The sequence below is a fragment of the Streptomyces sp. NRRL F-5126 genome, from assembly GCF_000721265.1.
Taxonomy (GTDB): Bacteria; Actinomycetota; Actinomycetes; order Streptomycetales; family Streptomycetaceae; genus Streptomyces.
The window spans coordinates 170828-193897 of sequence record NZ_JOFZ01000004.1 but is presented as its reverse complement, the minus strand read 5'-3'; the positions used below and the strand labels follow the sequence as shown (position 1 = coordinate 193897).

The 23070-nt window shown below is 71.5% G+C and carries 18 protein-coding genes; 6 read left to right on the top strand and 12 right to left on the bottom strand.

What is annotated here, in order from left to right:
• Positions 1 to 217: 217 nt before the first annotated feature.
• A complete protein-coding gene (locus IH48_RS0109305; RefSeq protein WP_199809919.1) occupies positions 218 to 817 on the bottom strand; it encodes a TetR/AcrR family transcriptional regulator in 600 nt (199 codons plus the stop codon).
• A gap of 76 nt (positions 818 to 893) precedes the next feature.
• Between IH48_RS0109305 and IH48_RS0109300 the strand changes: the two genes are divergently transcribed.
• Positions 894 to 2057, top strand: a complete 1164-nt coding sequence (locus IH48_RS0109300) for an epoxide hydrolase family protein (RefSeq protein WP_030901676.1) — start codon at positions 894 to 896, stop codon at positions 2055 to 2057.
• 10 nt (positions 2058 to 2067) lie between these two features.
• On the opposite strand, the gene IH48_RS34325 is transcribed toward IH48_RS0109300, so the two are convergent.
• The 3 genes from IH48_RS34325 to IH48_RS0109285 form a co-directional block, all read right to left on the bottom strand.
• Complete coding sequence (locus tag IH48_RS34325) at positions 2068 to 2955, bottom strand: hypothetical protein (protein WP_030901674.1); 888 nt, start codon at positions 2953 to 2955, stop codon at positions 2068 to 2070.
• Between the two features lie 236 nt (positions 2956 to 3191).
• On the bottom strand, positions 3192 to 3383 hold the full coding sequence (locus IH48_RS0109290; protein ID WP_030901672.1) for a DUF397 domain-containing protein: 192 nt from the start codon (positions 3381 to 3383) through the stop codon (positions 3192 to 3194).
• On the bottom strand, positions 3380 to 4327 hold the full coding sequence (locus IH48_RS0109285; RefSeq protein ID WP_078849582.1) for a helix-turn-helix domain-containing protein: 948 nt from the start codon (positions 4325 to 4327) through the stop codon (positions 3380 to 3382). The genes IH48_RS0109290 and IH48_RS0109285 overlap by 4 nt, the downstream gene beginning before the upstream one ends.
• A 173-nt stretch (positions 4328 to 4500) precedes the next feature.
• On the opposite strand from IH48_RS0109285, the gene IH48_RS0109280 reads away from it, so the two are divergent.
• Positions 4501 to 4950 (top strand): ATP-binding protein, encoded by a 450-nt coding sequence (locus IH48_RS0109280; protein ID WP_030901668.1) that lies wholly within the window; start codon positions 4501 to 4503, stop codon positions 4948 to 4950.
• Positions 4951 to 5629: 679 nt separating this feature from the next.
• Here IH48_RS0109280 and IH48_RS0109275 read toward each other — a convergent pair.
• Positions 5630 to 5944, bottom strand: a complete 315-nt coding sequence (locus IH48_RS0109275; protein ID WP_030901665.1) for a hypothetical protein — start codon at positions 5942 to 5944, stop codon at positions 5630 to 5632.
• Positions 5945 to 6017: 73 nt separating this feature from the next.
• Positions 6018 to 7523 (bottom strand): NucA/NucB deoxyribonuclease domain-containing protein, encoded by a 1506-nt coding sequence (locus IH48_RS0109270; protein WP_158710267.1) that lies wholly within the window; start codon positions 7521 to 7523, stop codon positions 6018 to 6020.
• Between the two features lie 543 nt (positions 7524 to 8066).
• On the opposite strand from IH48_RS0109270, the gene IH48_RS0109265 reads away from it, so the two are divergent.
• Positions 8067 to 9977: an N-acetylmuramoyl-L-alanine amidase gene (locus IH48_RS0109265; protein ID WP_030901659.1), complete on the top strand. Its 1911-nt coding sequence runs from the start codon at positions 8067 to 8069 to the stop codon at positions 9975 to 9977.
• A gap of 94 nt (positions 9978 to 10071) precedes the next feature.
• Here the strand turns inward: IH48_RS0109265 and IH48_RS0109260 are convergent, their stop codons facing one another.
• The 3 genes from IH48_RS0109260 to IH48_RS0109250 form a co-directional block, all read right to left on the bottom strand.
• Positions 10072 to 11157 carry a hypothetical protein gene (locus IH48_RS0109260; RefSeq protein ID WP_158710266.1) on the bottom strand — a complete coding sequence of 362 codons (1086 nt, stop codon included), beginning with the start codon at positions 11155 to 11157 and terminating at the stop codon, positions 10072 to 10074.
• Between the two features lie 16 nt (positions 11158 to 11173).
• Positions 11174 to 13417 (bottom strand): serine/threonine-protein kinase, encoded by a 2244-nt coding sequence (locus IH48_RS0109255; protein WP_030901654.1) that lies wholly within the window; start codon positions 13415 to 13417, stop codon positions 11174 to 11176.
• A 178-nt stretch (positions 13418 to 13595) separates the two neighbouring features.
• Positions 13596 to 14474: a MurR/RpiR family transcriptional regulator gene (locus IH48_RS0109250; RefSeq protein ID WP_030901651.1), complete on the bottom strand. Its 879-nt coding sequence runs from the start codon at positions 14472 to 14474 to the stop codon at positions 13596 to 13598.
• 80 nt (positions 14475 to 14554) lie between these two features.
• On the opposite strand from IH48_RS0109250, the gene IH48_RS0109245 reads away from it, so the two are divergent.
• The 3 genes from IH48_RS0109245 to IH48_RS0109235 all read left to right on the top strand — a co-directional run bounded on the left by IH48_RS0109245 (position 14555) and on the right by IH48_RS0109235 (position 19723).
• On the top strand, positions 14555 to 16141 hold the full coding sequence (locus tag IH48_RS0109245) for a gamma-glutamyltransferase family protein (RefSeq protein WP_030901648.1): 1587 nt from the start codon (positions 14555 to 14557) through the stop codon (positions 16139 to 16141).
• A 119-nt stretch (positions 16142 to 16260) separates the two neighbouring features.
• Entirely contained in the window at positions 16261 to 18933 is a 2673-nt protein-coding gene (gene acnA, locus IH48_RS0109240; protein WP_030901645.1) for an aconitate hydratase AcnA, read from the top strand.
• A gap of 31 nt (positions 18934 to 18964) precedes the next feature.
• The gene (locus tag IH48_RS0109235) at positions 18965 to 19723 is read left to right on the top strand and encodes an MBL fold metallo-hydrolase (RefSeq protein ID WP_030901643.1); all 759 of its coding nucleotides are present in this window, start codon (positions 18965 to 18967) and stop codon (positions 19721 to 19723) included.
• A gap of 11 nt (positions 19724 to 19734) precedes the next feature.
• Here IH48_RS0109235 and IH48_RS0109230 read toward each other — a convergent pair whose 3' ends face one another.
• From IH48_RS0109230 to IH48_RS0109220, 3 genes are all read right to left on the bottom strand, one after another.
• On the bottom strand, positions 19735 to 21216 hold the full coding sequence (locus tag IH48_RS0109230; protein ID WP_158710265.1) for a serine hydrolase domain-containing protein: 1482 nt from the start codon (positions 21214 to 21216) through the stop codon (positions 19735 to 19737).
• A gap of 172 nt (positions 21217 to 21388) precedes the next feature.
• Positions 21389 to 22180 carry an amino acid ABC transporter ATP-binding protein gene (locus tag IH48_RS0109225; RefSeq protein ID WP_078849578.1) on the bottom strand — a complete coding sequence of 264 codons (792 nt, stop codon included), beginning with the start codon at positions 22178 to 22180 and terminating at the stop codon, positions 21389 to 21391.
• Positions 22177 to 22953, bottom strand: a complete 777-nt coding sequence (locus IH48_RS0109220) for an amino acid ABC transporter permease (RefSeq protein ID WP_030901634.1) — start codon at positions 22951 to 22953, stop codon at positions 22177 to 22179. The genes IH48_RS0109225 and IH48_RS0109220 overlap by 4 nt, the downstream gene beginning before the upstream one ends.
• Positions 22954 to 23070 lie beyond the last annotated feature (117 nt).

Sequence of the window (23070 nt, the reverse complement as noted above, 5' to 3'; positions counted from 1 at the left end):
CGGTCGGCGCGCTTGTTCGCCACCCTCGGCGAATCGCCTTCTTTCCCGCCATCTCCAACCAACTCCGGTAATCGAGCGGTCACGCTATGCCGTCTGGTGCGTCTCAAGACGTTATGGGCGTCCCCATCTGATCGTCAAGAGGTGGAAAAGCACCGGGAGTCGACTGTCCGCAAGCGGCATCGCCGAGTGGCAGGCACCCTTGGCTGGGCGCTGCGGGTCAGCGCCGGCCGTCCACGAGAGCGATCGCGCGCGCCTCGGGCACTCCCAGCATCAGCAGGCTCGTGATCGTCGCAGCCCGGGCGCCGAGAGCCCCGTTCGAGCGGGCGCCGTCCGCGACGGCGAACACGACGCCGTAGGCGATCTGGCTCAGGATGCCCGCCGGGAGGTGCTGCGCGAACACATCACTGCCCTGGCCCCGTCGCACGAGGTCGGCGAGGAGGTCGTCGACCGGCCCGAGCAGGCCGTGGATCGCCTCGCCGTACTCGCCACGGCGCAGCGCCAGCAGCACCCGGTACCGGTGCGCCACCGGCCAGACGCGGGCGACGAATGCAGCCCACGCCGCATCCGCCCGCGCCTCGGAGGCGTTGACGTCGGTGAGCACCGCCGTCATCTCGGCGACGGCCCGTTCCGTGAGCGTACGAACCAGGTCGAGGCGCGAGGGGAAGTGCCCGTAGACCGTGCGGCGGACGACGCCGGCGGCCGAGGCGATGTCGCCCATTCCGGCGTCGGGGTTCTCCCCCAGCACGTCGAGGGCGACGTCGAGGATGCGGTCGCGCTTCTCGTTCATCGAGCGCGTACGGGGGGACTCGGCAGGCACGGCGCCATTGTTGCACACCCATGTGCAACGCAGTAGATTGCACATGGGTGTGCAACTTACTCAAGAGGAGATGGCCATGACCGCACCGATGACGCCGACGTCGGCCCCCGTCCGCCCGTTCACCGTCTCGATCCCGCAGGCGGAGATCGCCGACGTGAAGCAGCGGCTGGCCAGAACGCGATGGCCGGATCCCGAGACGGTGGGCGACTGGTCGCAAGGGGTTCGCGTGGAGAACGCCAGGGCCCTGGTCGAGTACTGGGAGCGCGGCTACGACTGGCGGCGCCTCGCGTCCGAGCTCAATCGCTTCCCCCAGTTCCTGACCGAGATCGACGGGCTGGACATCCACTTCATCCACGTCAGGTCCAAGAACCCCGACGCGATGCCGCTGCTGCTCACGCACGGATGGCCGGGCTCGATCCTCGACTTCCTGAAGCTGATCGGCCCCCTGACCGATCCGGTCGCGTACGGAGGAGAAGCGGCCGATTCGTTCGACGTCGTCGTCCCCTCACTCCCCGGGTTCGGGTTCTCTCAGAAGCCCACGGAGACCGGGTGGAACGCGTCCCGCATCGCGAGCGCGTGGGTGGAGCTGATGGGGCGTCTCGGCTACGCGAAGTGGGCCGCGCAGGGCGGTGATTGGGGTGGCGCCGTCACCACCGCCCTCGGCGCCATGGAACCTGAGGGGCTTGTGGGAATTCATCTGAACACCCAGTTCGCCTTCCCCGCACAGATTCCCGACACCTTGTCGCCCGAAGAGCGCCAGGCCGTGGAGAGTCTCGCCCTCTACACCGGCGGACTCGGGGGCTCGAACCACCTCCAGGGCACGAAGCCGGAGACGGTGGGATTCGCCCTGGCGGACTCCCCTGCTGGTCAGGCAGCCTGGATCTACGAGAAGTTCCAGTCCAAGACCGACAACCACGGACTCGCCGAGGACGCCCTCAGCAGGGACGACATGCTCGATGCGATCTCCCTCTACTGGTTCACGAACAGCGCGGCGTCGTCAGGACGGATCTACTGGGAGAACAAGGCGGCCAGTTTCGCCGGCCCCAGGCTGACGCTTCCGGTCGCGGTGACCGTGTTCCCGAAGGATGTCCCCCGCCTGCCACGAAGCTGGATCGAAGACACCTACAGCAATCTGGTCCACTACGGCGAGGCAGACAAGGGCGGGCACTTCGCCGCCCTGGAACAGCCCGAAATCCTGGTCAATGAAATCCGCGCTGGCCTGCGCAGCCTACGTTCCTGACGCCGGGCAGTCAGGCTCCTCCGGGAAGCGGGATGTCGCAATCGAGAGCACTGCTCTCAAGGAAGGCGCGCACCAGCGCCCGGCCCCGGGTGGCCGCGGTGGCGTGCTCGGACGGCGCGGCCGGGAGCGGCGCGTTCAGGTTCTCGCAGAGGCCGCACATGCCTTCGTGGGCCGTTGGCCGACCGCACTCCGTGCACTCGTGCGGGCGCGGGGCCCGTGGCGGGGCGGGTGGCTCCGCGGCCGGTGGGAGTTTGCGGGTGAGGCGGTCGCGCAGGAGGGCGGAGGCGCTGTGGATCCGGCCAGGCAGGCCGTCCAGGAGGGCGTGGGCCAGCTCACGGGGGCCGTAGCCCCGGTCCAGCCAGGGCGTGACCAGCGGGGCGAGTGCCGCCGCCTCGACCGCGCCCAGGCGCAGGCGTGGCTCCGGCGCTGTCACGCGATGGAGGAGGGCTGCGGCTTCGCCCGTCCCCGCGTCCGGCGGTTCGGCGGTGAGTGCGGAGCTCGACTCCCTGCCGCCCGCCCCGGCGTGCAACGCGGCGTCGCGCGCTGCGCGCCGACCTACGCGCTGACGCGGGAGGGTGGGTTCTTTCTCCGGGGTATTTACGGGGTGGGCGTCCGCGCCGTCGGCAGCCGGTCGACCGGGACCCGGGTCCACGGCACCCGGCGCGACCGCCCCGGCACCCCCGGGCACGTCGAAGACATGGACCTGACTGCTGAACGTGCCGTCCGCGTGGCGCACGCGTTCGACGAGGTAGTAGCCGAACGCGGCCAGTTCGCGCAGCGCCTTCGCCACGGCGAGGCGGCCCTGCGGGCTCGTGTCGGCCATCTTGCGGCCATCCTCGCGCCAGCCGTCCGGGCGCGACAGGAGGTCGGCGAGCAGGCCCCGGGCGGTGTACGACAACCGTCGGTCCTGCAACAACGCGTTGGGTAGGACAGTGAAGCCGCGCGTGGGGCGGCTACGATGAATGTGCATGGGGAGTGTTGGCTCCTTGTGCCCGACCCCGGAGCGTTGGTGCGCTTCGGGGTCATCTATTGAGTTTGTCGCAACAGACGGTATCACGATGCTCACATATCGTTACCCGCACATGCGGGTCGGGCCCGAGAGCGGCTTCCGCTCTCGGGCCCGACCCGGTCGGTTCAGCCGGCGGACGCGAACCGCACGAACTGCCCCCAGCTCTCCTCGCCCACGGCGAAGGCCGGGAGAGTCACGTCCTTGGAGTCCCGTACGTGAACGGACCGTTCGCCGAGCGCGACCTCCACGCAGCTGTCACCCTGGCTGCCGCTGTAGCTGGACTTGAACCAGGCGAGTTCTCCCGTACCCATGCTCATGCCTCTCCTCGCATTCGCTCCAGCAAGGCCCGGGATTCCTTGGGGTTCAGGGCCTGCGAACGCAGTGTGTCATAGCGCTGGCAGAGCACACTCACCACTTTCACGTCGGAGATCAGCCGCCCGTTCTCCTGGCCTTCGGAGTACCCGAGCCGCCGCCCCTCCGCCGTCTCCAGCACCTGCACCGGCCCGTCCAGGCACGCATGCAACCCGGCCCCCGACGGCACCACCTGCAACGTGACGTTGCGCGGCGCGCTGCGCTCCAGGACGTGGTCGAACAGCTCCCGCATCGCCCGAGCGTCCCCGAACCGGCGCCGGAACACGTGCTCTTCGACGATGAAGCTGAACGGCACCCTCGGCCGCTCGCGCATCATCGCCTGACGCTCCATCCGGGCCGCGAGCTGCGCCTCCAGCTCCTCGTCCGTCCGCAGCGGGATCGTGCCCTCGAACACCGTCCGCGCGTAGCCCTCCGACTGCAACAGCCCCGGCACCAGCCGGCACTCGTACGTGCACAGGCTGATCGCCTCCCTCTCCAGCCGGGCCCACCGACGGAACCAGGCAGCGAACCCGGCCTCGCCACGGCTGAGGTGCCGGGACGCCCTCCGCAGCGCGCCCGTGTTGCCGAGCGCCTCCTCCGCGCGTTCCACGAACGCCTCGTCCGGCATGCGGCGGCCCAACTCCACCGACTCGACCGTGTGCTTGGAGTACTGGACCCGGGCGCCGAGGTCGACTCGGCTGAGCCCCGCGTGTTCGCGGAGCGCCTGGACGACCGCGCCGAACGTGCGCAGACTGTCCGACGGGTGGGGCTCGCGCTCCCACTCCCCCGCCGGTGCGCCCGCGCCCGCCGGTGCGGTCGGCGCCGCCGCGCCTGCCACCGTCCCGCCGGCGCTGCCCGCACTCCCCGCGCCCGCCGCTGCCCCCGTAACGACCCCCTCGACGTCGCCCATTCCCGCCCGCCCCTCTCCCGGTTCGCGCTCCGCGACGGGTCGTCGCGGTCCTCGCGCTCGGGACTCAGCGTGACGGAAACACCGCGTACCGTCCACCGTCCGTGCCCGTACGCTGACTCAGCGTACGGACCGAACCGCTCGCGCTGCCCCGCCCCGGCGGCCACGCTGGCCCCATGAACCAGGTCGCGCCCCTCGCCCCCGTCCCCGCCCGGACCTTCTCCCAGCTGCTGTCATCGACGCGGCGCGGCGCCCGGCTCGCCCGGCTGCTGACCGTGACCGAGCTGCACGCATGGGACGCGGCCCCGGACCTCACGGAGCGTGCCGAACTCGTGGTCGGGGAACTCGCCGCGAACGCCGTACTGCACGGCCGCGCGAACGGCCGCGACTTCCGGCTCGGACTCGTCTTCGACCCGCCGCGCGGCCGCCTGCGCGTGGACGTCACCGACGCGCGCGGCGACCGCCATCCGCGGCCGCCCGAGACAGGCACCGCCCCCGATGCGCTGTGCCCCGGCGGGCGCGGCCTGCTGCTCGTCGCCGCGCTCGCCGACCACTGGGACACCGTCCCCTACCCGCCCAGCGGCAAGACCGTCCGCGCCTTCCTCATCGCCCCGCGCCGCGCGTGATCGCGCCGACGGACGGAGAAGAAGTCGGCCGACACCCTACGATGCGCCTCATGTTGGTGAGAGTTGTCCATGGGCCGCCGGTGAAGGATGGCTTAACGGCATGAGCGCTCCCTCTCGGATGCTTCGCACGTCCATTCGCACCGGATTACCCCTGGTGGTTCCGGCGGCGCTGGTCGCCGGTACCACTGCCTTGTCGGGATGCACGCCCAGAGTGCCGCCTCCGTCTCGCCTGTCCGTCTGCGGCACCACACTTCAGGAAGGCCGCGAATCGCTCGTGCCCGACTCCGTGCACTCGCCCCCTTCCACGGAGACCGTGTCCCCGGCTCCCCGGCATTCGCTGCTCCCGCCTCCCGCGCCCACGGGCGCGGTTGCTTCCACGGTCGTCCTCATCACCCGGAACTGTGACGCTGACCCTGTCGTGACCGTCACCCCCAGGGACACGGCTCGCACCGCAGCAGTCGCCCATACCCACCCCGGAGGAGTCGCCGGCATCGCGCTTGCCTGGCCGGGCTCGCGAGCGACCATCACTATCCGCGTTTACACCCGCGGCGAACTGACGGGGTGGCGGCGCATTACTGGCCCCTGACCTGTCCGTGGCTCGCTGCCCGCAACGGGCCCGTCAGTCCAGCAGGCTTTCAGAGCGCCGGTACGTCGCGGAGATGTTGCCCGCCGTCTGACCTCAGGCCCCGCCCGTCCGCCACAGCCGGACGACCCAGCGCTCCGCGCCGCGTGGCATGAACTCGCCATTCGCCTCGCGCTCGTTCGCGGCGTCGGCGCCCGCCGTCCAGGCGCGGAGCGCGTAGGTGCCGGGCGCCACCTCAAGGCGGTGGGCGCCCATTTCGAGCAGCAGGCCCGACGAGGACTCCAGGCTTCCGCTCGCCGCACGGAACGGGGCCTCGGCGACCGCCTCCCACGCGGGGTACGGCGCCGGGTCGGGGGCGGGGGGCTCGGCCGACCAGCACTCCAGGGACAGCTCGGCATAGTGGTCGCTCAAGCCGCTGAGCAGCAGCGCCGTCCCGCGGCGCGCGGAGACCAGTCGCTGCTCCCCCCCTGCCTGTCTACCGCGCTCAGGCCCTGACGTCGACCCAGAACGGGTCGTTCACCTTGTCGGCGTCATCGGCGATGATGCGGCGAAGGGTCCAGAAGTTCTTCTCGACCGCGCCGCCGGACGCGTTGTCGCTCCGCGAGATCGCCTTCACGCTGTAGTTCAGGGCCGGGGTGGCCCCTTCCAGTGTGGACGCGAAGGGGAACTCGTCGCACTGCTCCTTCTTGGCACGGTAGCCGGGGAAGTACGTGTCGCAGGACGCGACGGCCTGGGCGCGGTGTGCGTCGACCTGGGTGGTGTCGCGGGTGCGGTGCAGCGGGGTCGTCCCGGGCCGTCCCGGGATGGACTTGCCCGCCTTCGGCGGCTTGGTGGACGCCGGCGAGTAGAGACCGGCCTTCACGTTCTGCGCGGAGCCGCCCTGCTTGGCGAGGCTGAACCACATCGTCTCCGTCACCCACGGAAACACGCAGCCCTCGCCCGCGTCGGCCCTCAGGTAGGCGGCGGAGTCGCAGCGCACCTGGGCCGGCGGCCCGTCCGGGTGGATGGACACCTCCGACCCCTTGACCCGGTAGTGCCACCGCAGGCGGGCGTAGCTGAGGCGGTCGGGGCCCCAACCGGCGGATGCCGGCTGCTCCCAGTCGTGCACCGTCCAGGTGATGCCTCCGAAGATCTCGGCCTCGGCGTACCAGGCGGCGAGGGACTTGGTCGTCGGGCCGTCGGAGCCCGTGCAGGGTCCGGAGGCGTGCCCGCTCACGGTCTGGGCGGTGCAGGACTCGTCCACGGTGAGGCTCAGCTTGCTCAGGTCGCCCCACACGTGGAAGCCGCTGAGGAACTGGTAGTTCCAGAAGTAGCGGCCCGAACTGCCCTTGCCGGCGTTCTCGGTGTACCGGATGTCGGCGACGGTGACGTCCGCGGCGGCCTTCACCCGGCAGTTGATGCCGAACCACCAGCAGTCCACGTACAGCATGTGCAGGCGCTGGGCCTGGCAGGAGACGAACCGCGTCTTGCCGTAGCCCTGCCCCCGGCCGTACGCGCCGTGGTTGTTGACGCACTCGTTGACGGTCATGTCGTCGTCGGCGTTCGCGGCCGCCGGCGCGGGTGCGGTGGCGGACGCCTCGGGACCTCGTGCGGCGGCCGCCTTGCGCATCAGCTGCCGTACGGTCATGTCCCCGCCGGGGACCGTGATCCTGGCGGGCTCCCCCGACCCGGTGGTCGGCCGGGTGTCGTCGGTGATGAGTGCTGAGCCGGTGGTGCGCAGGTGGTGGGCGGCGGTCTTCGCCCACTGCGGCGCCTGGGCGAGCCTGCCGTGCACCGGCGCCGTGCCGGCGCGTGCGGCGTCGGCCTGCGCGTCGATCGTGCGGACGACCGAGTCGCTCAGCGTGGCGCCGCCGCCGGAGCGGCCGCCGCTCCCCGTGCTCGCCTGGGCCGTGCCCGCCGCCGCGACGGTCAGCAGCGACAGGACCGCCAGCAGCGCGGCGATCCGTCCCCGTCGTTTTCTGTTGCCTGGTGTGCTTGAAGGAATCCTCATCGATCCCATCCCCGTAGTGTTCAATCGTGCACCTGACAAGCGGTCACCTTAACGGCCGCAAAGGCCGAGAAACAGATCAAATTCCCGTGCACACAGTCGAGTTGGCGGGTATGCCGACAAACGGGCGGATCAATTCCACTGACTCCGCTGCCTTTGCGTACGGCACGGGTGACCTGCGCCGGGGAATGCGGGCGAAAGATCGCGGCCGATGCGCCGGACCTGCGGCGCGGGACCGCCGCCGATCACCCAGCGGCACGTTGGAGAGATCCTGTGAGGCTGTTGTGCCCGCATCGGGTGGGCGGGCTGCGACGCCGCGAACGACGGGGTCCGGTTAGCCGCCGCCCTCCCCGTCGCGGCAAGCGAGAGAGCCGGTCAGACGTCCGTGAGCAGGGGTTTCACGGCGTCCCGGGGCGTTCCGGTCCACCTCAGGACTCCCCCGGACGCCTTGATACGTTGACGACGTTGTCACGACCGCGGTGGCGCCGCATCGAGCCGGGCGCCGCCTGACAGCGCACCAAGAAGCGCTTCACCGAGGGAAATTCCTTGCGAAAGTCTGCACACAAGAAGAAGCCGCGCAAATTGCTGGTGGGGATAGCGGCGGGAGCCGCGGTGGCCGCGGGGTGTCTGGTGGCACTGCCGTCCGCCCAGGCCGCCCTGACGGGCGACTCCGGTCCGCAGGACAGACAGGCGGACTTCGCGGACGCGGCGAAGGAGTTCCACGTACCGCTCGACGTCCTCCTCGGCGTCTCCTACCAGGAATCGCTGTGGGACGCGCACGGCGGCCAGTACAACACGTCGGGCGGCTACGGCCCGATGAACCTGACGGACGTCACCGCCAAGATGATGTCCGGCGGCGCCGCGGGTGCGGCCGGGCGCGGTGACATCGCGTCGCTGACGTCGAGCCCCGCCCTGCACACGCTGACAGCGGCGGCGAAGCTCACGGGCACCTCCGAGAAGGACCTGCGCACGGACGACCGCGACAACATCCGCGGCGGCGCGGCGCTGCTTGCGTCGTACGAGAAGAAGCTGACGGGCGGCACCCCGTCCGACGCGGCGTCCTGGTACGGCGCGGTGGCACGCTACAGCCAGTCGCCCGATCAGAAGGCCGCCGGCCTGTTCGCCGACCGGGTCTTCAAGTCCGTCACGTCGGGCGTCAGCCGCAAGACGCAGGACGGGCAGAGCCTGAAGCTGGCGGCCAAGCCGTCGGTGCGCCCCTCGACGGGGCAGCTGTCCGAGCTGAAGCTGAAGGCGGCCAAGTCCACCGTCACGCCCGAGTGCCCCACCACCGTGGACTGCACGTACCTGCCGGCGGCCGCCTCCGCGGGCCAGGTCGCGAACCGGCCCGGCGACGGTGTCGACATCAAGTACATCGTCATCCACGACACGGAGTCGTCGTACCAGGCGGCGATCGACACGTTCCAGAAGAACGGCGGAGCCGACTCGGCGCATTACGTGATGCGCGCGTCGGACGGCGCCGTCACGCAGATGACGCCCGACAAGGACATCTCGTACCACGCGGGCAACTACTGGTTCAACATGCACTCGATCGGCATCGAGCACGAGGGCTTCGCCGCCCAGGGTGCGAGCTGGTACCCGCAGACGCAGTACCGGGCGACCGCCGAGCTGGTGAAGTACCTGGCGGCGAAGTACGACATCCCGCTGGACCGCGAGCACATCATCGGCCACGACAACGTGCCGGGTCCGCTGGACAGTTACGTGGCGGGCATGCACTGGGACCCGGGCCCGTACTGGGACTGGTCGCGCTTCATGGGCATGGTCGGCGCGGGCTACGGCACACGGACGGGGCGCACCCCCGAGGTGGGTTCCGCGGTGACGATCACACCGCCTTTTGACGGCAACAAGCAGACCGTGCACGTCTGCCCGGCCGAGGACCCCAGCGGCAAGACCACCGCCTGCACCGACCGCACCGAGCCGGCCAACTTCGTTCCCGTGCGCACCGCACCTGACGCCAAGGCGCCGCTCTTCGCGGACCCGGCCGTGCACCCGGGTTCCGACGGCAAGGGCACGGACGAGATCAACGACTGGGGAAGCACCGTCGAGGACGGGCAGCAGTTCGTGGTGGCCGAGGTCAGCGGCGACTGGACCGCGATCTGGTTCAGCGGGTCGAAGGTGTGGTTCTACAACCCGGGCGGCCGCAACACCATGCCGGCGCACGGCGCGACCATCGTCAAGCCGACCGGTGACAGCGCCGCGCTCTACGGTTCCGGCTACCCGAAGGCCTCGGAGTACCCCTCGGGCCTCTCCCCGTCGACCGAGAAGCCGCTGACCGTGTACTCCTTCCCCGCGGGCCAGGCGTACGTGGCGACGCAGCCGCCGGTCAGCTCGGACGACTTCTTCGTGACGGGCGACAAGCACGTCACCGGGTCGCAGAAGTTCTGGACGATCCAGTACAACCACCGCGTGGCCCTGGTGGACAGCGCGGACGTCGCGTAGGCGCCGTAGCCGTACCCGCTGACGGACCCGCCCACGGACCGGTACTCGCCGGCCGGGGGCGGGTTCTCGCCCACGGGTCACGTGCTCTTGACGGTCAGGCGCGTTCCCGGACGTCGGAGGAGGTCCAGCCCCGGTAGGGCTGAAGCGCTTCTTCCGCCAACGACTTCTCGATGACCTTTTTGGCAGCCAGATTGTTCACGGCTTCCATGATGGATTTGGTGATGGGCGTCGCGGTGCCGCCCACGATGATGCCCGGGTCGAAGTGCTCCTGGATGGTGGAGTTCTCACGGGAGTGGCCCGCTCGCAGGTTCCGGCCGTTGTTCGAGGCCGCACCGACGACGTCTCTGAAGTTCCCCCCGGAGAGCCGGCCGAACTCGTCCATGATGTGGTCGACCGATCCGGACGGAGCGCACGCGGTGACGAACTGCTTCACCGCGGTGTCGATCTCCACTACGCGCAACCCGTCGTTGCCGGCCTTGCGCCGGGCCGCGGCGGCGTTCTCCATGACGTGACCGACATAGTGGTCCGACAGCCGGTGGTTTCGCGAGATGGGGACACCGCTCTGCGTCTGGCCCGTGCGCTTGCCCGCCTTCCAGTTGGCGGCGAGCGCGGTGTCGAACTGGTTGTCGCCCTTGAGTTCCTTCAGACGCTGCTCCGCCCGCGGTGAGGACGGCGCGCCGTCCGCTCCTTGGTAACTCAGCATCTCCTCGGTCGCCGCGTTGGAGATGCCCGGGCGGTCGTAGCCCTGCATGAACGGGCCCTTCGGCGCCCGCTGGACGGGGAGTGCCGAGCCGGGGCCGCCTGCCTGCCCCGGCTGCCGCGCGGCATTCTGCTCGATCGAGCGGACGACCGCCGCGTTGCCCGCGCTGCGCTGGAGGGTCCGGAGGGTTTGGGGGCTGTGGGCGCCGGCACCGACGGGACGGTGCGTGCCGGCGACGTCGGCGGATGTGCCGCGGCCTGGCGCCGGTGCGGCCTTCCGCTGCACCGCTTTCGGCTTCCGGTCCTTCGCGTGCATCAAACACCCCTCCGATCGCAAATGTTCAGCCTCGCCCGCCACGAGCCCCTCGCGCAAGGAGCGTCGGGGCACTGGCGTACCGCTGAAGGGCAGACGCGGCAGGTGCGAAGGGGCAACCACGCGGACGTTCGAGTCCCGGGGCAGATGACCGGCGACGGCCTCCATACCGGTAGGACCGGCGTCAGCCCACCTTCGGCGGCTTCTGCGTGTCGAAGGCGAACAGTGTGTTGTCGGCCGCGGCCACGACCACCGCGCGCCCCGCGACGGTCACGCGCGGTCCTGCTCCCTGCTCGCCGGTCGGGCCGTCGGCCTTCGGGATCGTCGTCCACAGCTGCTTGCCGGTGCGCGGCGAAAGGGCGACGACCCGGCCGGTGGCCGAGCTGAAGTACAGCGCGCCGGCGCCCGCGGTGGGGCCCGACGCGCCCTCCACGCCCGTCTGCCGCGACCACTTCTCACGGCCGGTCGCCGGGTCGAACGCCGTGATGAGGCCGGCGTGCCCGCTCACGTAGACGGTACCGTTCGCCATGCCGGGCGTTCCCGCGTACGTCCTGGCCAGCCGGGAGTACGTGACCTTCCTGGAGGCCGGGTCGACCCGGACCACCCCGTCGTATCCGGTGAGCGCCGTCCCCTCGTAATGCTCCCGCAGGAGCACGAGCCGGCCTCCCGCGACGCCCATCGGCACGAGCGAGCCGTCGACCGCGATCGGCCTGCCCAGCTTTCCCGAGGCGCGGTCGACCGTGCGGATGGTGGCGTGGCGCACGTCGACGGAGTCGACTTCCTGGCTCGTCGCGCACATCGCCAGCAGCCGCGCCCCCGCCACGACGGGAGCGCACTGCTCACCCGCGGGGAACGGCGTGGTCCAGACGACCGCACCGCTGTGCGCGTGCCGGTCCTCCAAGCGCGAGTTGGACGCGTCGACCGTCACGACGTCGGAGCCGGCCACGACGGCGTCCTCACTCCGCCCGGTGACGGCCTGCGACTGGTTGCCGAACGGCACGGACCACAGCTGCCTGCCCGTGCGCGCGTCGAGCGCCACCACCTCGCGGGGAGGGCCCTGCGGGGCGTGCTCGGCGGCGAAGCGGTAACCGAGCACGGTGTCGCCTGTGGCGCCCACCATGTGCATGCCCTCGACGGGAACGCCCGGGCTCTTCACCGTCCACGCGCGCGAACCGTCCCGTGCGCTGATGCGGGTCGCCACGACACTGCCGCCCCCGCAGAACAGCGCATCGAGGCGCGCGACGCAGCGCAGTTCGTCGGGGATGTCCGGGCGGCCGCCCTTCACGGTCTCCTGCCACGGCGCGAAGCCGGCGGGGAGCGCGGCGCTCGGCGCCGCGACGCCGCTGCCCTTCCCGCCGTCGCCGTGCCCGTCGAAGCCGCCCGTCCGCAGCGCGGCGACGCCGCCGCCGATCGCCGCGACCGCGACCGCGACGGCGAGCGCGGGCCGCCAGCGGCGGCGCAACCGGCCGCCGGGGGCCCTGCCGCTTGCCGTGTCCGTGCCCGCGGGAGGGCCTGCCGCCGCGGTGTCGGGCATCGCGACGTGGTGCTGGGTGACCATGTCCCGGGTGCGGCCGGCGCCGGGCCCGTTCGCGCCCGCCCCGTCCGTGCCGCCCGCGCCCAGGTCGGCCGGGAGGTCCCGCAGCAGCACGAGGAGTTCGTCGGCCGAGGGGCGCCGCCCGGGCTCCTTGTCCAGGCACGCCTCGACGACGGAGCGCAGGGCCGCCGGCACGGAGCCGAGCGACGGCTCCTCGTGCACCACCTGGTAGGCCGTCATGTAGGGGCTGTCCGCGTCGAAGGGCCCGCGGCCCGTCGACGAGTACACCAGCAGCGTCCCGAGCGAGAAGACGTCGGAGCCCGGACCGACACCGCGCGGCGCCTGCAGCTGCTCGGGCGACATGAAGGGCGGCGTGCCGATGACCCGCCCGGTCATCGTCAGCGTCTGCTGGTCGGCGGCGCGCGAGATGCCGAAGTCGATGACGCGCGGGCCCTCGGGCGAGAGCACGACGTTCGACGGCTTCAGATCGCGGTGGACGACCCCCACCCGGTGGATGTCCCGCAGCGCCTCGGCCAGCCCGATGGCGAGCCTGCGCAGCTCCTCCCCGTCCAGTGGGCCCTGTGCGGTGATGCGCTGGGCGAGCGTGTCCCCCTCGATGTACGTCGTCGCCATCCAGGGCTGCTCGGCCTCGGGAGCGGCGTCGACCACGGCGGCGGTGAACGCGCCGCTCACCCGCCTCGCCGCCGCCACCTCCTGCCGGAAGCGGATGCGGAACTCGTCGTCCTCCGCGAACTGCTGGTGGATCAGCTTGATCGCGACGGGCCGCCCCGACGTCATGCGGGCCAGGAAGACCGTGCCCATACCGCCCGAGCCGAGCCGCGCCTCAAGCGGATAGCCTCCGATCTCGGCTGGATCACCTCCGCGCAGCGACACCCTCCCCGACCTCCCGTTCCCGTCTCCCGTGCGCCTTCGCCGCCACGGGCCCGCGTACCTGTCCTGTGCTGTCCAGTGCTGTCCAGTGCTGTCCTGCACACAAACTAGCCGGAGCGCATCACGGCAGAGCAAAGCGGGTGGGGTGGAACACGGGAGGGCGGCGCCGGCCCCGCAGGCGTCACTCGCCTGAGACGATCTCGCTCCTTAGCCGGGTCAGCAGCGCGTAGGTGTTGACGGCGGGGTCCTTGTCGACAGCCATGACGGCGAGGACCAGCAGGTCGGCGATGAGCAGCGAGCAGAGGGGCTCCGCTGTCAGGCCGCCGGGCGAGCCCTGTTCGCGCAGGACCACGTCCACGTCGCAGGCGATCTCCTGCTCCGGCTGTTCGGTGACCAGGATCAGGCCCGCGCCCGCGGCCCGGGCCTGCGCGACCAGCAGCCTCAGATCGGGCAGCGGGCGGCCCGGTGCGAAGATCACGACAGTGTGCCGTGAGGTGAGGGCCAGCAGGTCGTCGGCGAAGGCGAAGCCGGTGGCGCCGGATGCCAGGGCGCGCTTGCCGGCCCGGCGAAGCTTGAGGGCGAGGTAACGAGCGCTCATCTCGTTGACCCCCCAGCCGTAGCAGAAGACCTCCGCGGCGTCGGTGAGCAGCCGCAGCGCCTCGGCCAGCCGCTCCACGTCAAGGCCGTCGCCGAAGCGGGTGATGCGGCTCAGCGCGTCGTCGACGATCTGCCTGGCGGTGGCCCCCAGGTCCTCGGCCGCCCGGGAGGCCTCCAGGCGGGAACTCAACTGGGGTGGGCCGCCCGCCGAGGCGTGCGCACCGAGGGAGTTCTTCAGATCCGGCAGGCCCGCGTAGCCGAGGCGACGGGCGGTGCGCACGACGGTGGCGTCGCTGGTGCCGGCGCGCCGGGCGATGTCGCTCGCGGTGGCGAGCATGATCTGCTCCGGCGGTGAGGCGGCGAGATGGCGTGCCACGACCCGCTCCGCCTTGCTCAGACGGCTCCACTCGTGGTTGACGCGGCTCGCGAGGGAGCTCTTCTCCGGCGCCTCTGACGCATCCATATCAATCTTCTTCCTTTTCGTCGTGGCTGCTACATTACCCGCGCTGCCACGCCGCCCGCCCATCTGGTTGAGGAGCTACCTTGGCAACGACACACGGCGCGATCGCCACCCCGCACCACCTCGCCACCGAGGCGGGAGAGCAGGCGTACCACGCGGGAGGCACCGCGGTCGACGCGGCGCTGGCCGCGGCCGCCGTACTCACCGTGGTCTATCCGCACAACACCTCCGTCGGAGGCGACCTCGTGGCGCTGATCCGCGATCCGAAGAACACGATCACCTGCGTCAACGCGACCGGGACCGCGCCCGCCGCCCGCTCGCTGGAGGAGATGCGCGCCCGGCACGGCGCCAAGTTGCCCTCAAAGGGCCCGGACACCGTCACCGTGCCGGGCTCGGTGCGCGGCTGGGAGGAGTTGCACCGGCGCGGCGCCGCACTCGACTGGCCGGACCACTTCAAGGCCGCCGTCACGTACGCCGCCGACGGGTTCCCGGTCTCCGGCTCGCTGGCCGCCGCCTTCGCCGCCGCCCCCGAGCGGCTCACGAAGGACACCGGCGCGCAGCGGGTCTTCGCGCCCGGCGGCGATTTCCCCGGCCAGGGACGGACCCTGGTGCAGGAGCGGCTCGCCCGAACCCTCGAACAGATCGCAGCGGACGGGCCCGGCGCGCTGTACGGCGGCCCGGTCGGCGCCGCTCTCGCCCAGGGCCTGCGGGACCTGGGCTGCCCCATGACGACCGAGGACCTCGCCGGCTACGCGGCCCGCACCGTGGACGCCCTCTCCGCGCCCCTCGGTGACCTGCGGGTGTACACCAGCCCGCCCAACACCCAGGGCTTCGCCCTGCTGCGCACGGTACGCGCGCTCACGGCGCTCGGCCTGGACGGCGCCCCGGGCCGGGTACCCGCCGACGTCCTCGCCCGCCTCTTCCACGACGGCACCCAGGTGCGCGACATCCTCCTGGCCGACCCCGACTTCGCCACCGGCGATGTCGAGCACGACGGCTTCGACGCGGTGCTGGAACGCATCCGCGCCCGCGCGCCCCGGTCCGCCGAACCGGTCGCCGCGCCCTCCCTGGCCCGCGGCGACACCATCGGCATCGCCGCGGCCGACTCGCACGGCTGGGCCGTCTCACTCATCCAGAGCGTGTACGGCAGCTTCGGCGCCGCCGTGCTGGAGCCCACGACAGGCATCCTCCTGCAAAACCGCGGCACCGGCTTCTCCCTCGACCCTGCCTCGCCCAACGTGCTGCGCCCCGGCAAGCGCCCCAAGCACACGCTGATGCCCGTGCTGGTCACCCGCGGCGAGCGCCTGCGGTGGGTCAACTCCACGATGGGCGGCCACGGACAGCCGCAGATCCACGCCCAGGTGCTGCTCGGCCTGATGGACGGGCGCTCCCCGCAGGAGGCGGTGGACGCACCCCGGTTCGTGGTCGGTCCGCGGCGTCCTGGCGACCCCTCCGACACCGTCCACCACGAGGCCGATGTGGCGCGCGGCACGGTCCAGCAGCTGGCGGACGACGGCTTCCCGGTGCGCGAGGTGCCCTCGCGTACCGAGTTCCTGGGCCACTTCAACGTCGTGTCTGTCGATGAGGACGGCACGCTGGGCGCGGGCAGCGACCCGCGCTCGGACGGCTCGGCCGCCGTGGTCGCCCCGGCGTCGCCGACGTCCCGCTAGCCGCCAGGCCCCGGACGCATCCATTCCCGCAATGCTCCCGGCCCCGGACCGCGCCCGGTCCGGGGCCGCTTGGTGTCGGCCCAAGATTCATATAGCTTATAGGCTATTCAAGGAGGGGCATGATGCGTACAGGGTCGTTGAACAGCTTCGGCAGCCTCACACGGCTCGAGCTGGCCGATGAGGGCTTCACGGTGCACCGGCTGGATGCCGTCCCCGGCTCGGATCGGCTGCCGATGAGCCACAAGATCCTGCTGGAGAACCTGCTCCGCCACGAGGACGGGCATGTGGTGACGGCGGAGCACATCGAGAAGCTGGTACGCGGGGAGGCCGGCGGGGACGTACCGTTCTCCCCGTCGCGCGTGCTGCTGCACGACACCAACGGCGTCCCCGTACTCACGGACCTCGCCGCGCTGCGCGACGCGGTCGCGGCAGCCGGCGGCGATCCCCGCCGGGTCCGCCCGCGTATCCCCAGCCATCTGACGGTGGACCACTCCATCGCCGCCGAGGTCTCCGGCCGCCCGGACGCGCTCCGGCTGAACGTCGAGCGGGAGTACGCCCGCAACGCGGAGCGCTACCGCTTCCTGAAGTGGGGCGAGCGCCTGGGAGACCTGCACATCGTCCCCCCGGGTGCCGGCATCATGCACCAGGTCAATCTGGAGTTCCTGGCCGGCGTGGTGGAGCGGCGGGACGGCTGGGCCTTCCCCGACACCTGCGCGGGCACCGACTCGCACACCACCATGGTCAGCGCTCTCGGCGTGCTGGCGTGGGGGATCGGCGGCGTCGAGGCCGAAATCGCCCTGCTCGGGCAGCCGCTCAGCATTTCCGTACCGCCCGTGGTGGGGGTCGAGCTGATCGGCGAGCTCGGCCTCGGTGTCACGGCGACGGACCTGGTGCTCACCGTGGTCCAGACCCTGCGGGAGCACGGTGTGGTCGGCAAGTTCGTCGAGTTCACCGGCGACGCGGTGGCCCGCCTCCCTCTGGCACACCGGGCGACGATCTCCAACATGAGCCCGGAGTACGGCGCGACGACCGCGCTGTTCCCCGTGGACCGTGCCACGCTGGACTACCTGCGGCTGACCGGCCGTCCCGAGGACCACCGCACGGCCGTGGAGACGTACGCCAAGGAGCAGGGCTTGTGGCACGAGCCCGGCCACCGCCCGCGTTTCGACGAGCACCTCACCATCGACCTGTCAGAGGTGTCGGCGTCCCTCGCCGGACCGCGCCGCCCGCAGGACCGCCTGCCGCTTGCCGAGGTCCCGGCGGGCGCGGCCGAGGCGGTCAGGGCCCTGACCGCCGGCCGCCGCACGCGGCCGAGGGCCGGCGGCGTCGGCGACGGCCAGGTTCGCGACGGGGCCGTGGCCATCGCCTCCCTCACCTCCTGCACCAACACCTCGAACCCGCACGTGATGGTCGCCGCCGGCCTGCTCGCGCGCAACGCTCGCGCCCGCGGTCTGACCGTCAAGCCGTGGGTGAAGACCAGCCTTGCGCCCGGCTCGCGCACCGTCACCGACTACCTCGACCGCGCCGGTCTGACGAAGCCGCTGGACGAACTCGGCTTCCAGCTCGTCGGTTACGGCTGCATGACCTGCATCGGCAACTCGGGACCGCTGCTGCCGCAGGCCGCCGAGGCCGTCGCCGAGCGGGACGTGGTCGTCGCCTCCGTGCTGTCCGGCAATCGAAACTTCGACGGACGCATCAACAACGACGTCTCGATGAACTTCCTCGCCTCGCCCCCGCTGGTCGTCGCCTACGCGCTGGCCGGCTCCGTCACCCACGACATGGCCAAGGACCCGCTCGGCACGGACAGCGACGGCCTCCCGGTGCACCTCGCCGACCTGTGGCCTAGCGACGCCGAGGTGGACGAGGTGGTCAGCGCCCACCTGGTGCCCGAGCTGTTCACCCGCGCCTACGAGCGGATCTGGGACGGTGACGCGCGCTGGGCGGCCGTACCCGCCGCGGACGGCGACCTGTTCCCATGGCCCGCCGGCTCCACCTATCTGCGCCGTCCGCCGTTCCTCGACGGCGTGGACGAGGAGGTGCCCGAGCCGCGCGACATCACCGGCGCCCGAGCCCTGGTGCTGCTCGGCGACTCGGTGACCACCGACCACATCAGCCCGGCCGGCCGCATCCCCGCCTCCAGCCCGGCGGGACGCCACCTCGCAGCGCACGGCGAATCCGATCTCAACACCTACGCCTCTCGCCGCGGGAACTACGAGGTGATGGTGCGCGGCGGCTTCGCCAACCCCCGGCTGGACAACCGCCTCGCCCCCGGCGCGACCGGAGCGGTCACGCCGGACTTCACACGGCAGGGCGCCCTGGTTCCGGTCCACGAGGCCGCCCGGTCCTACGCCGCCGCCGGCACCCCGCTTCTGGTGGTCGCCGGCCGCGAGTACGGCACGGGCTCCTCCCGCGACTGGGCGGCCAAGGCGACGGCGCTGCTCGGCGTCAAGGCCGTCCTCGCCCGCTCCTTCGAACGCATCCACCGCTCCAACCTGGTGCTGCTCGGCGTGCTGCCGCTGCAGTTCCTCGACGGCGACAGCGCCGACTCCCTGGGCATCGACGGCACCGAGACGTTCGACGTGCGCCGGATCGCGGAGGTGGCGGAATCCGCCAGGCCGACCGTGACGGTGGAGGTCCGGCCGCGCGGGGGCGACCGGCCGCCGTTCACGTTCGAGGCCACGGCCCGGCTGGACACCGCACAGGAGGCACGCTACTTCGCGCACGGAGGCGTCCTGCCTTACGTGTACCGCGGGCTGCTGGGCGAGGAGCGCACGGAGGCCGCGGATGCCTGAGTCGATTGACACCGGCCGCACGGAGTCCGGAATGCCTGCGCCTGTTGCCGTACCGGCGGACGGGACACCGGTCGTCGACACCCTGCTGGTCGGCATGGGGCAGAGCTGGGGGCAGGGCAGCAGCGGCTTCGGCGCGGTGTACCTCGTCACCGCGCACGGGCGGCGCATCCTGTTCGACTGCGGGCACACAGGACGCAGGCGCGCCCTGCTGGCCGCGCTTGGGCTGCGCGGCCTGACTCCGGACGACATGGACACGCTGGTGCTCTCCCACGGGCACTGGGACCACTTCCAGAACGCCGACCTCTTCCAGCGGGCCGAGGTGCTGCTGCACCCGGCCGAGGCGGCCCACCTCGCCGCCGCCCCCGCCGACGACCCGTTCACTCCCCCGTGGTCGGCAGCGGTGCTCACGCACTGCACGGTGCACGACGCCCTCGACGGCCAGGTACTGGCCGACGGCGTGAGCGTGGTGGGGCTGCCCGGGCACACCGAGGGTTCGGTCGGCCTCACCGTGCGGACGGCCACGGGCACCGCGCTGCTGACGGGCGATGCGGTCTCCTCCGCCCGGGCGCTGCGGACCGGCCGCTGCACGCGGGTGACGGCCGGCGAGCAGGCGGCGGCCCGCTCGCTGGAACTGGTGCGTGCCCGTGCGGACGTGCTCTACCCGGGCCATGACCGGCCGTTCGAGGTGGTGTCCGGGCTCCCCGGACGTCCTCTGCTGCCATGGACGCATCCGCGCACCCTCGCCTCCCCCGACTCCGATCGGGCCGTGCGGGGGCCGGGCGCCGGCTGAGGATCGTCCCGTCAGGCGCGGCGAGTACCGCGCAGGGACGGCAGGCGCGTCGGACCGGAGTTGATGTTGACGGACCGTTCCACGCTCACGTCGTACTCGCCGATGCGGACCGTGAGGTGATCCACGAAGGGCGACTCGGCGAAGTACCAGGTCAGGCCGAGGGTCTCGGCCTCGTTTCCGCGCCTGTCGAGCCATTCGGCGCTGGCCAGCAGCAGTGCCGACTCCTCCTGGTAGGAGTGGTGCAGCCGCCAGGTGCTGACGCCGGTACGCTGCCGGACCCAGCGTCCGCTCCCGTGCTCGATCCCGTGGCGGCCCTGCTCGTCCTCGATCACGACCAACACCGAGTCGTCGCGCACGTCGAGGGAGAGTGAGCGCAGCCCCTGGCCGTTCTCGGGGAAGTCGTACGTCCGGCGCAGACCCGCATGGCACACGGTGGTGTCCGTCCACCCCTCCGGTTCCTGTGCCCGGGCCTGCCATTCCCGGACCGCCTCGGCCGAGCCCGGGTCGGGGGCCGGGTCGCCGAACGCCTCGGCGAAGGTCTTTCGCAGCATGCCGGGCAGGTCGTGGTAGGTGCCGTCGCCCATGGCGCCGGTCGTCACGACGACCGCGTCGTGCCTCGGGAAGACCATGCACTCCTGGCCGAAGATGCCCGATGCGTTGTACACGCCGTCCGGGGTGGTCCAGAACTGGAATCCGTAGCCCTCGTCCTCCGGGCCCGCGGGTGGCGGCGGCACGATCTCCGTGCCGTTGTACGTGCCGCTGACCGCCTTGCGCACATGCAGCGCGGACGCCTTCTGCACCCAGCCGACCGGCAGGACGCGCCGTCCTGCCCGGACGCCGTCCTCAAGGTGGAGGACGCCGAACGCGAGCAGGTCACGGGGCAGCATGGACAGGCCGTTGCCGCCGCTCGCGACGCCCTCCGGGTCGTGCTCCCAGGTGAAGTCGGTGATGCCGAGCGGCTCGAACAGGCGCGGGCGCAGGTAGGCGTCGACGGGTTCGCCGGTGGCCTGCTGGACGACGGCGGACAGGACGTGGCTTGTGGTGGAGTTGTACTGGTAGTGGCGGCCGGGGAGTCCCACCACGGGCTCCTCGAAGAACTCGTCGGCCCAGCCTGTGGTGCGCAGCCGTGTCGTCGCCCCTGACAGCCCCCTGGGGTGGCCGGTCTGCATGGTCAGCAGGTCGCGTATCCGCATGAAGGAGAGCAGGTCGCTCCCGGGTTCGGCAGGCCGGCCGGGGAAGAAGGACAGAACCGGGTCGTCGAGCCGCAGGAGTCCCTCGGCCTCGGCGAAGCCCACGGCGGTGCCGGTGAAGCTCTTCGTCACCGAGTGCATCTTGTGTTTCAGGCCAGGTTCGTGGGGCCAGCGCCACAGGTCGAGCACTGTCCGGCCGTGCCGGTGCACGAGCAGGGAGTGCAGCCGCATGCCGCGGCTGTCGAGGTCTTTGAGTAGGGCGTGCACCGGGCGCAGGCCGAGGGCCGGCACGTCGTTGGTCATGATCACCGCGTGTCTGCTCGGGGCGGCAGGCGGCACGGCCCAGCGACGGAGCGGAGCACCGGGGTGGGCACGGCGCGCTCGCCGGCCGCCGGAGGGTGGGCCGAGGCCTTTCGGCCTGACCCGTGGAGAACGTTTCGTGGCCCGTCCCGGTGGGAGGTGCCGGGCCACGGGGTCACAGCACCTGGGAGAGGAAGGACTGCAGCCGGGGCGTGCGGGGGGAGGTGAGGACTTCGCGGGCCGGGCCCTCCTCGGCGACCACGCCGCGGTCCATGAACAGGACACGGTCGGCCACTTCCCTGGCGAAGCCCATCTCGTGGGTGACGGCCACCATCGTCATGCCGGAGGAGGAGGCGAGGTCCTTCATGACGTCGAGGACGCCCTTCACCAGCTCGGGGTCGAGGGCGGAGGTGGCCTCGTCGAACAGCATGATGTCGGGTTCCATCGCGAGCGACCTGGCAATGGCGACCCGCTGCTGCTGGCCGCCGGAGAGCTGCCCCGGCCGTGAGGAGGCGAGATGGCGCAGGCCGACCTTCTCCAGCTCGGCCAGCCCGCGCTGCCGCGCCTCCTCGCGTGACATCTTGCGCACCCGGCGCAGCGCCACGGCGATGTTGTCCAGCGCGGTCTTGTGCGGAAAGAGGTTGAAGTGCTGGAAGACCATGCCGGTGCGGGAGCGTACGGCGTTCAGATCCACCTTCGGGTCGGTGATCGTCTTGCCGTGCAGCCGCATCGTCCCGGAGGTGGGGGGCGAGAGCAGGTTGACGCATCGCAGCAGAGTCGACTTGCCGGAGCCCGATGCTCCGATGAGGCAGACGGTCTCGCCTGCACCGACCGTGGCCGAGATTCCCTTGAGTACCTCGGTCTTGCCGAACGACTTGCAGACGTCGACCAGTTCGATGGCGGGCTCGCCCTCGGGCGGCCGCTCGGGCGCCTTGCCGGTGAGCGGGGCTGCCTGTTCCGTCGTCATACTCCTGCCTCCAGGGTGGTCGTGTTCAGAGGTGACAGGGTCTTGTCGTCGCCTTGGCCGTCGGTGGGTGTGGGGTGCTTGCCGCCCTCGCGCAGGCGCCGGTCGAACCAGTTGACCAGGTGCGTCAGCGGCACGGTGAAGGCGATGTAGATCAGGCCGGCCGCGACGAACGAGGAGGAGTTGTAGGTGGTCGCCTGGGCCTGCTGGGCGATGAAGTACAGCTCGCGCTCGCCGACTGCGAGACCGAGCAGGTAGACCAGCGCGGACTCCTTCACGGCGACGATGAACTGGTTGGCCAGCGCGGGCAGCACGTTCCTGATGCCCTGCGGGACGACGATCAGCATCTGCGTCGCGAGGTGGCTCATGCCCAGGCTCCGGCCCGCCTCCGTCTGGCCCCCCGGCACGCTCTGGATGCCGGAGCGGAAGATCTCCGCGATGTACGCGGCGTTGATGAGGCCGATCGCGAGGATCGCGTAGCCGGTCGGCGAGTCGCCGAAGGGTTTGACGTTCGCGGAGGGCAGGCCGATGCCGATGAGGCTGACGGTCACGATGGCCGGGAGCCCGCGGAAGACGTCCACGTAGATGCGGGCCGGGGCACGCAGCCACCACTGGCCCTGGATCAGGAGCATGGCGAGCAGCAGACCGGCCGCGAGGCCGAGGATCAGCGAGAGCGCCGCGATGATCAGTGTGTTGCGCAGTCCCTCACCGAGGAGGGTGGGCAGCACGTCCAGGATCTGATGGATGTCGAAGAACGAGTGGAGGAAATCGCCCATGGAACAAGATGTCCTTACCTATGGTCTGCCGTCGCCGCGGGACACGCTCCACGCGTCCTGGCCGGCCCGGGCCCGAGGCTCCTTCGGGAGCCGTCGAGGGACCCTTGGGGCTCGTTC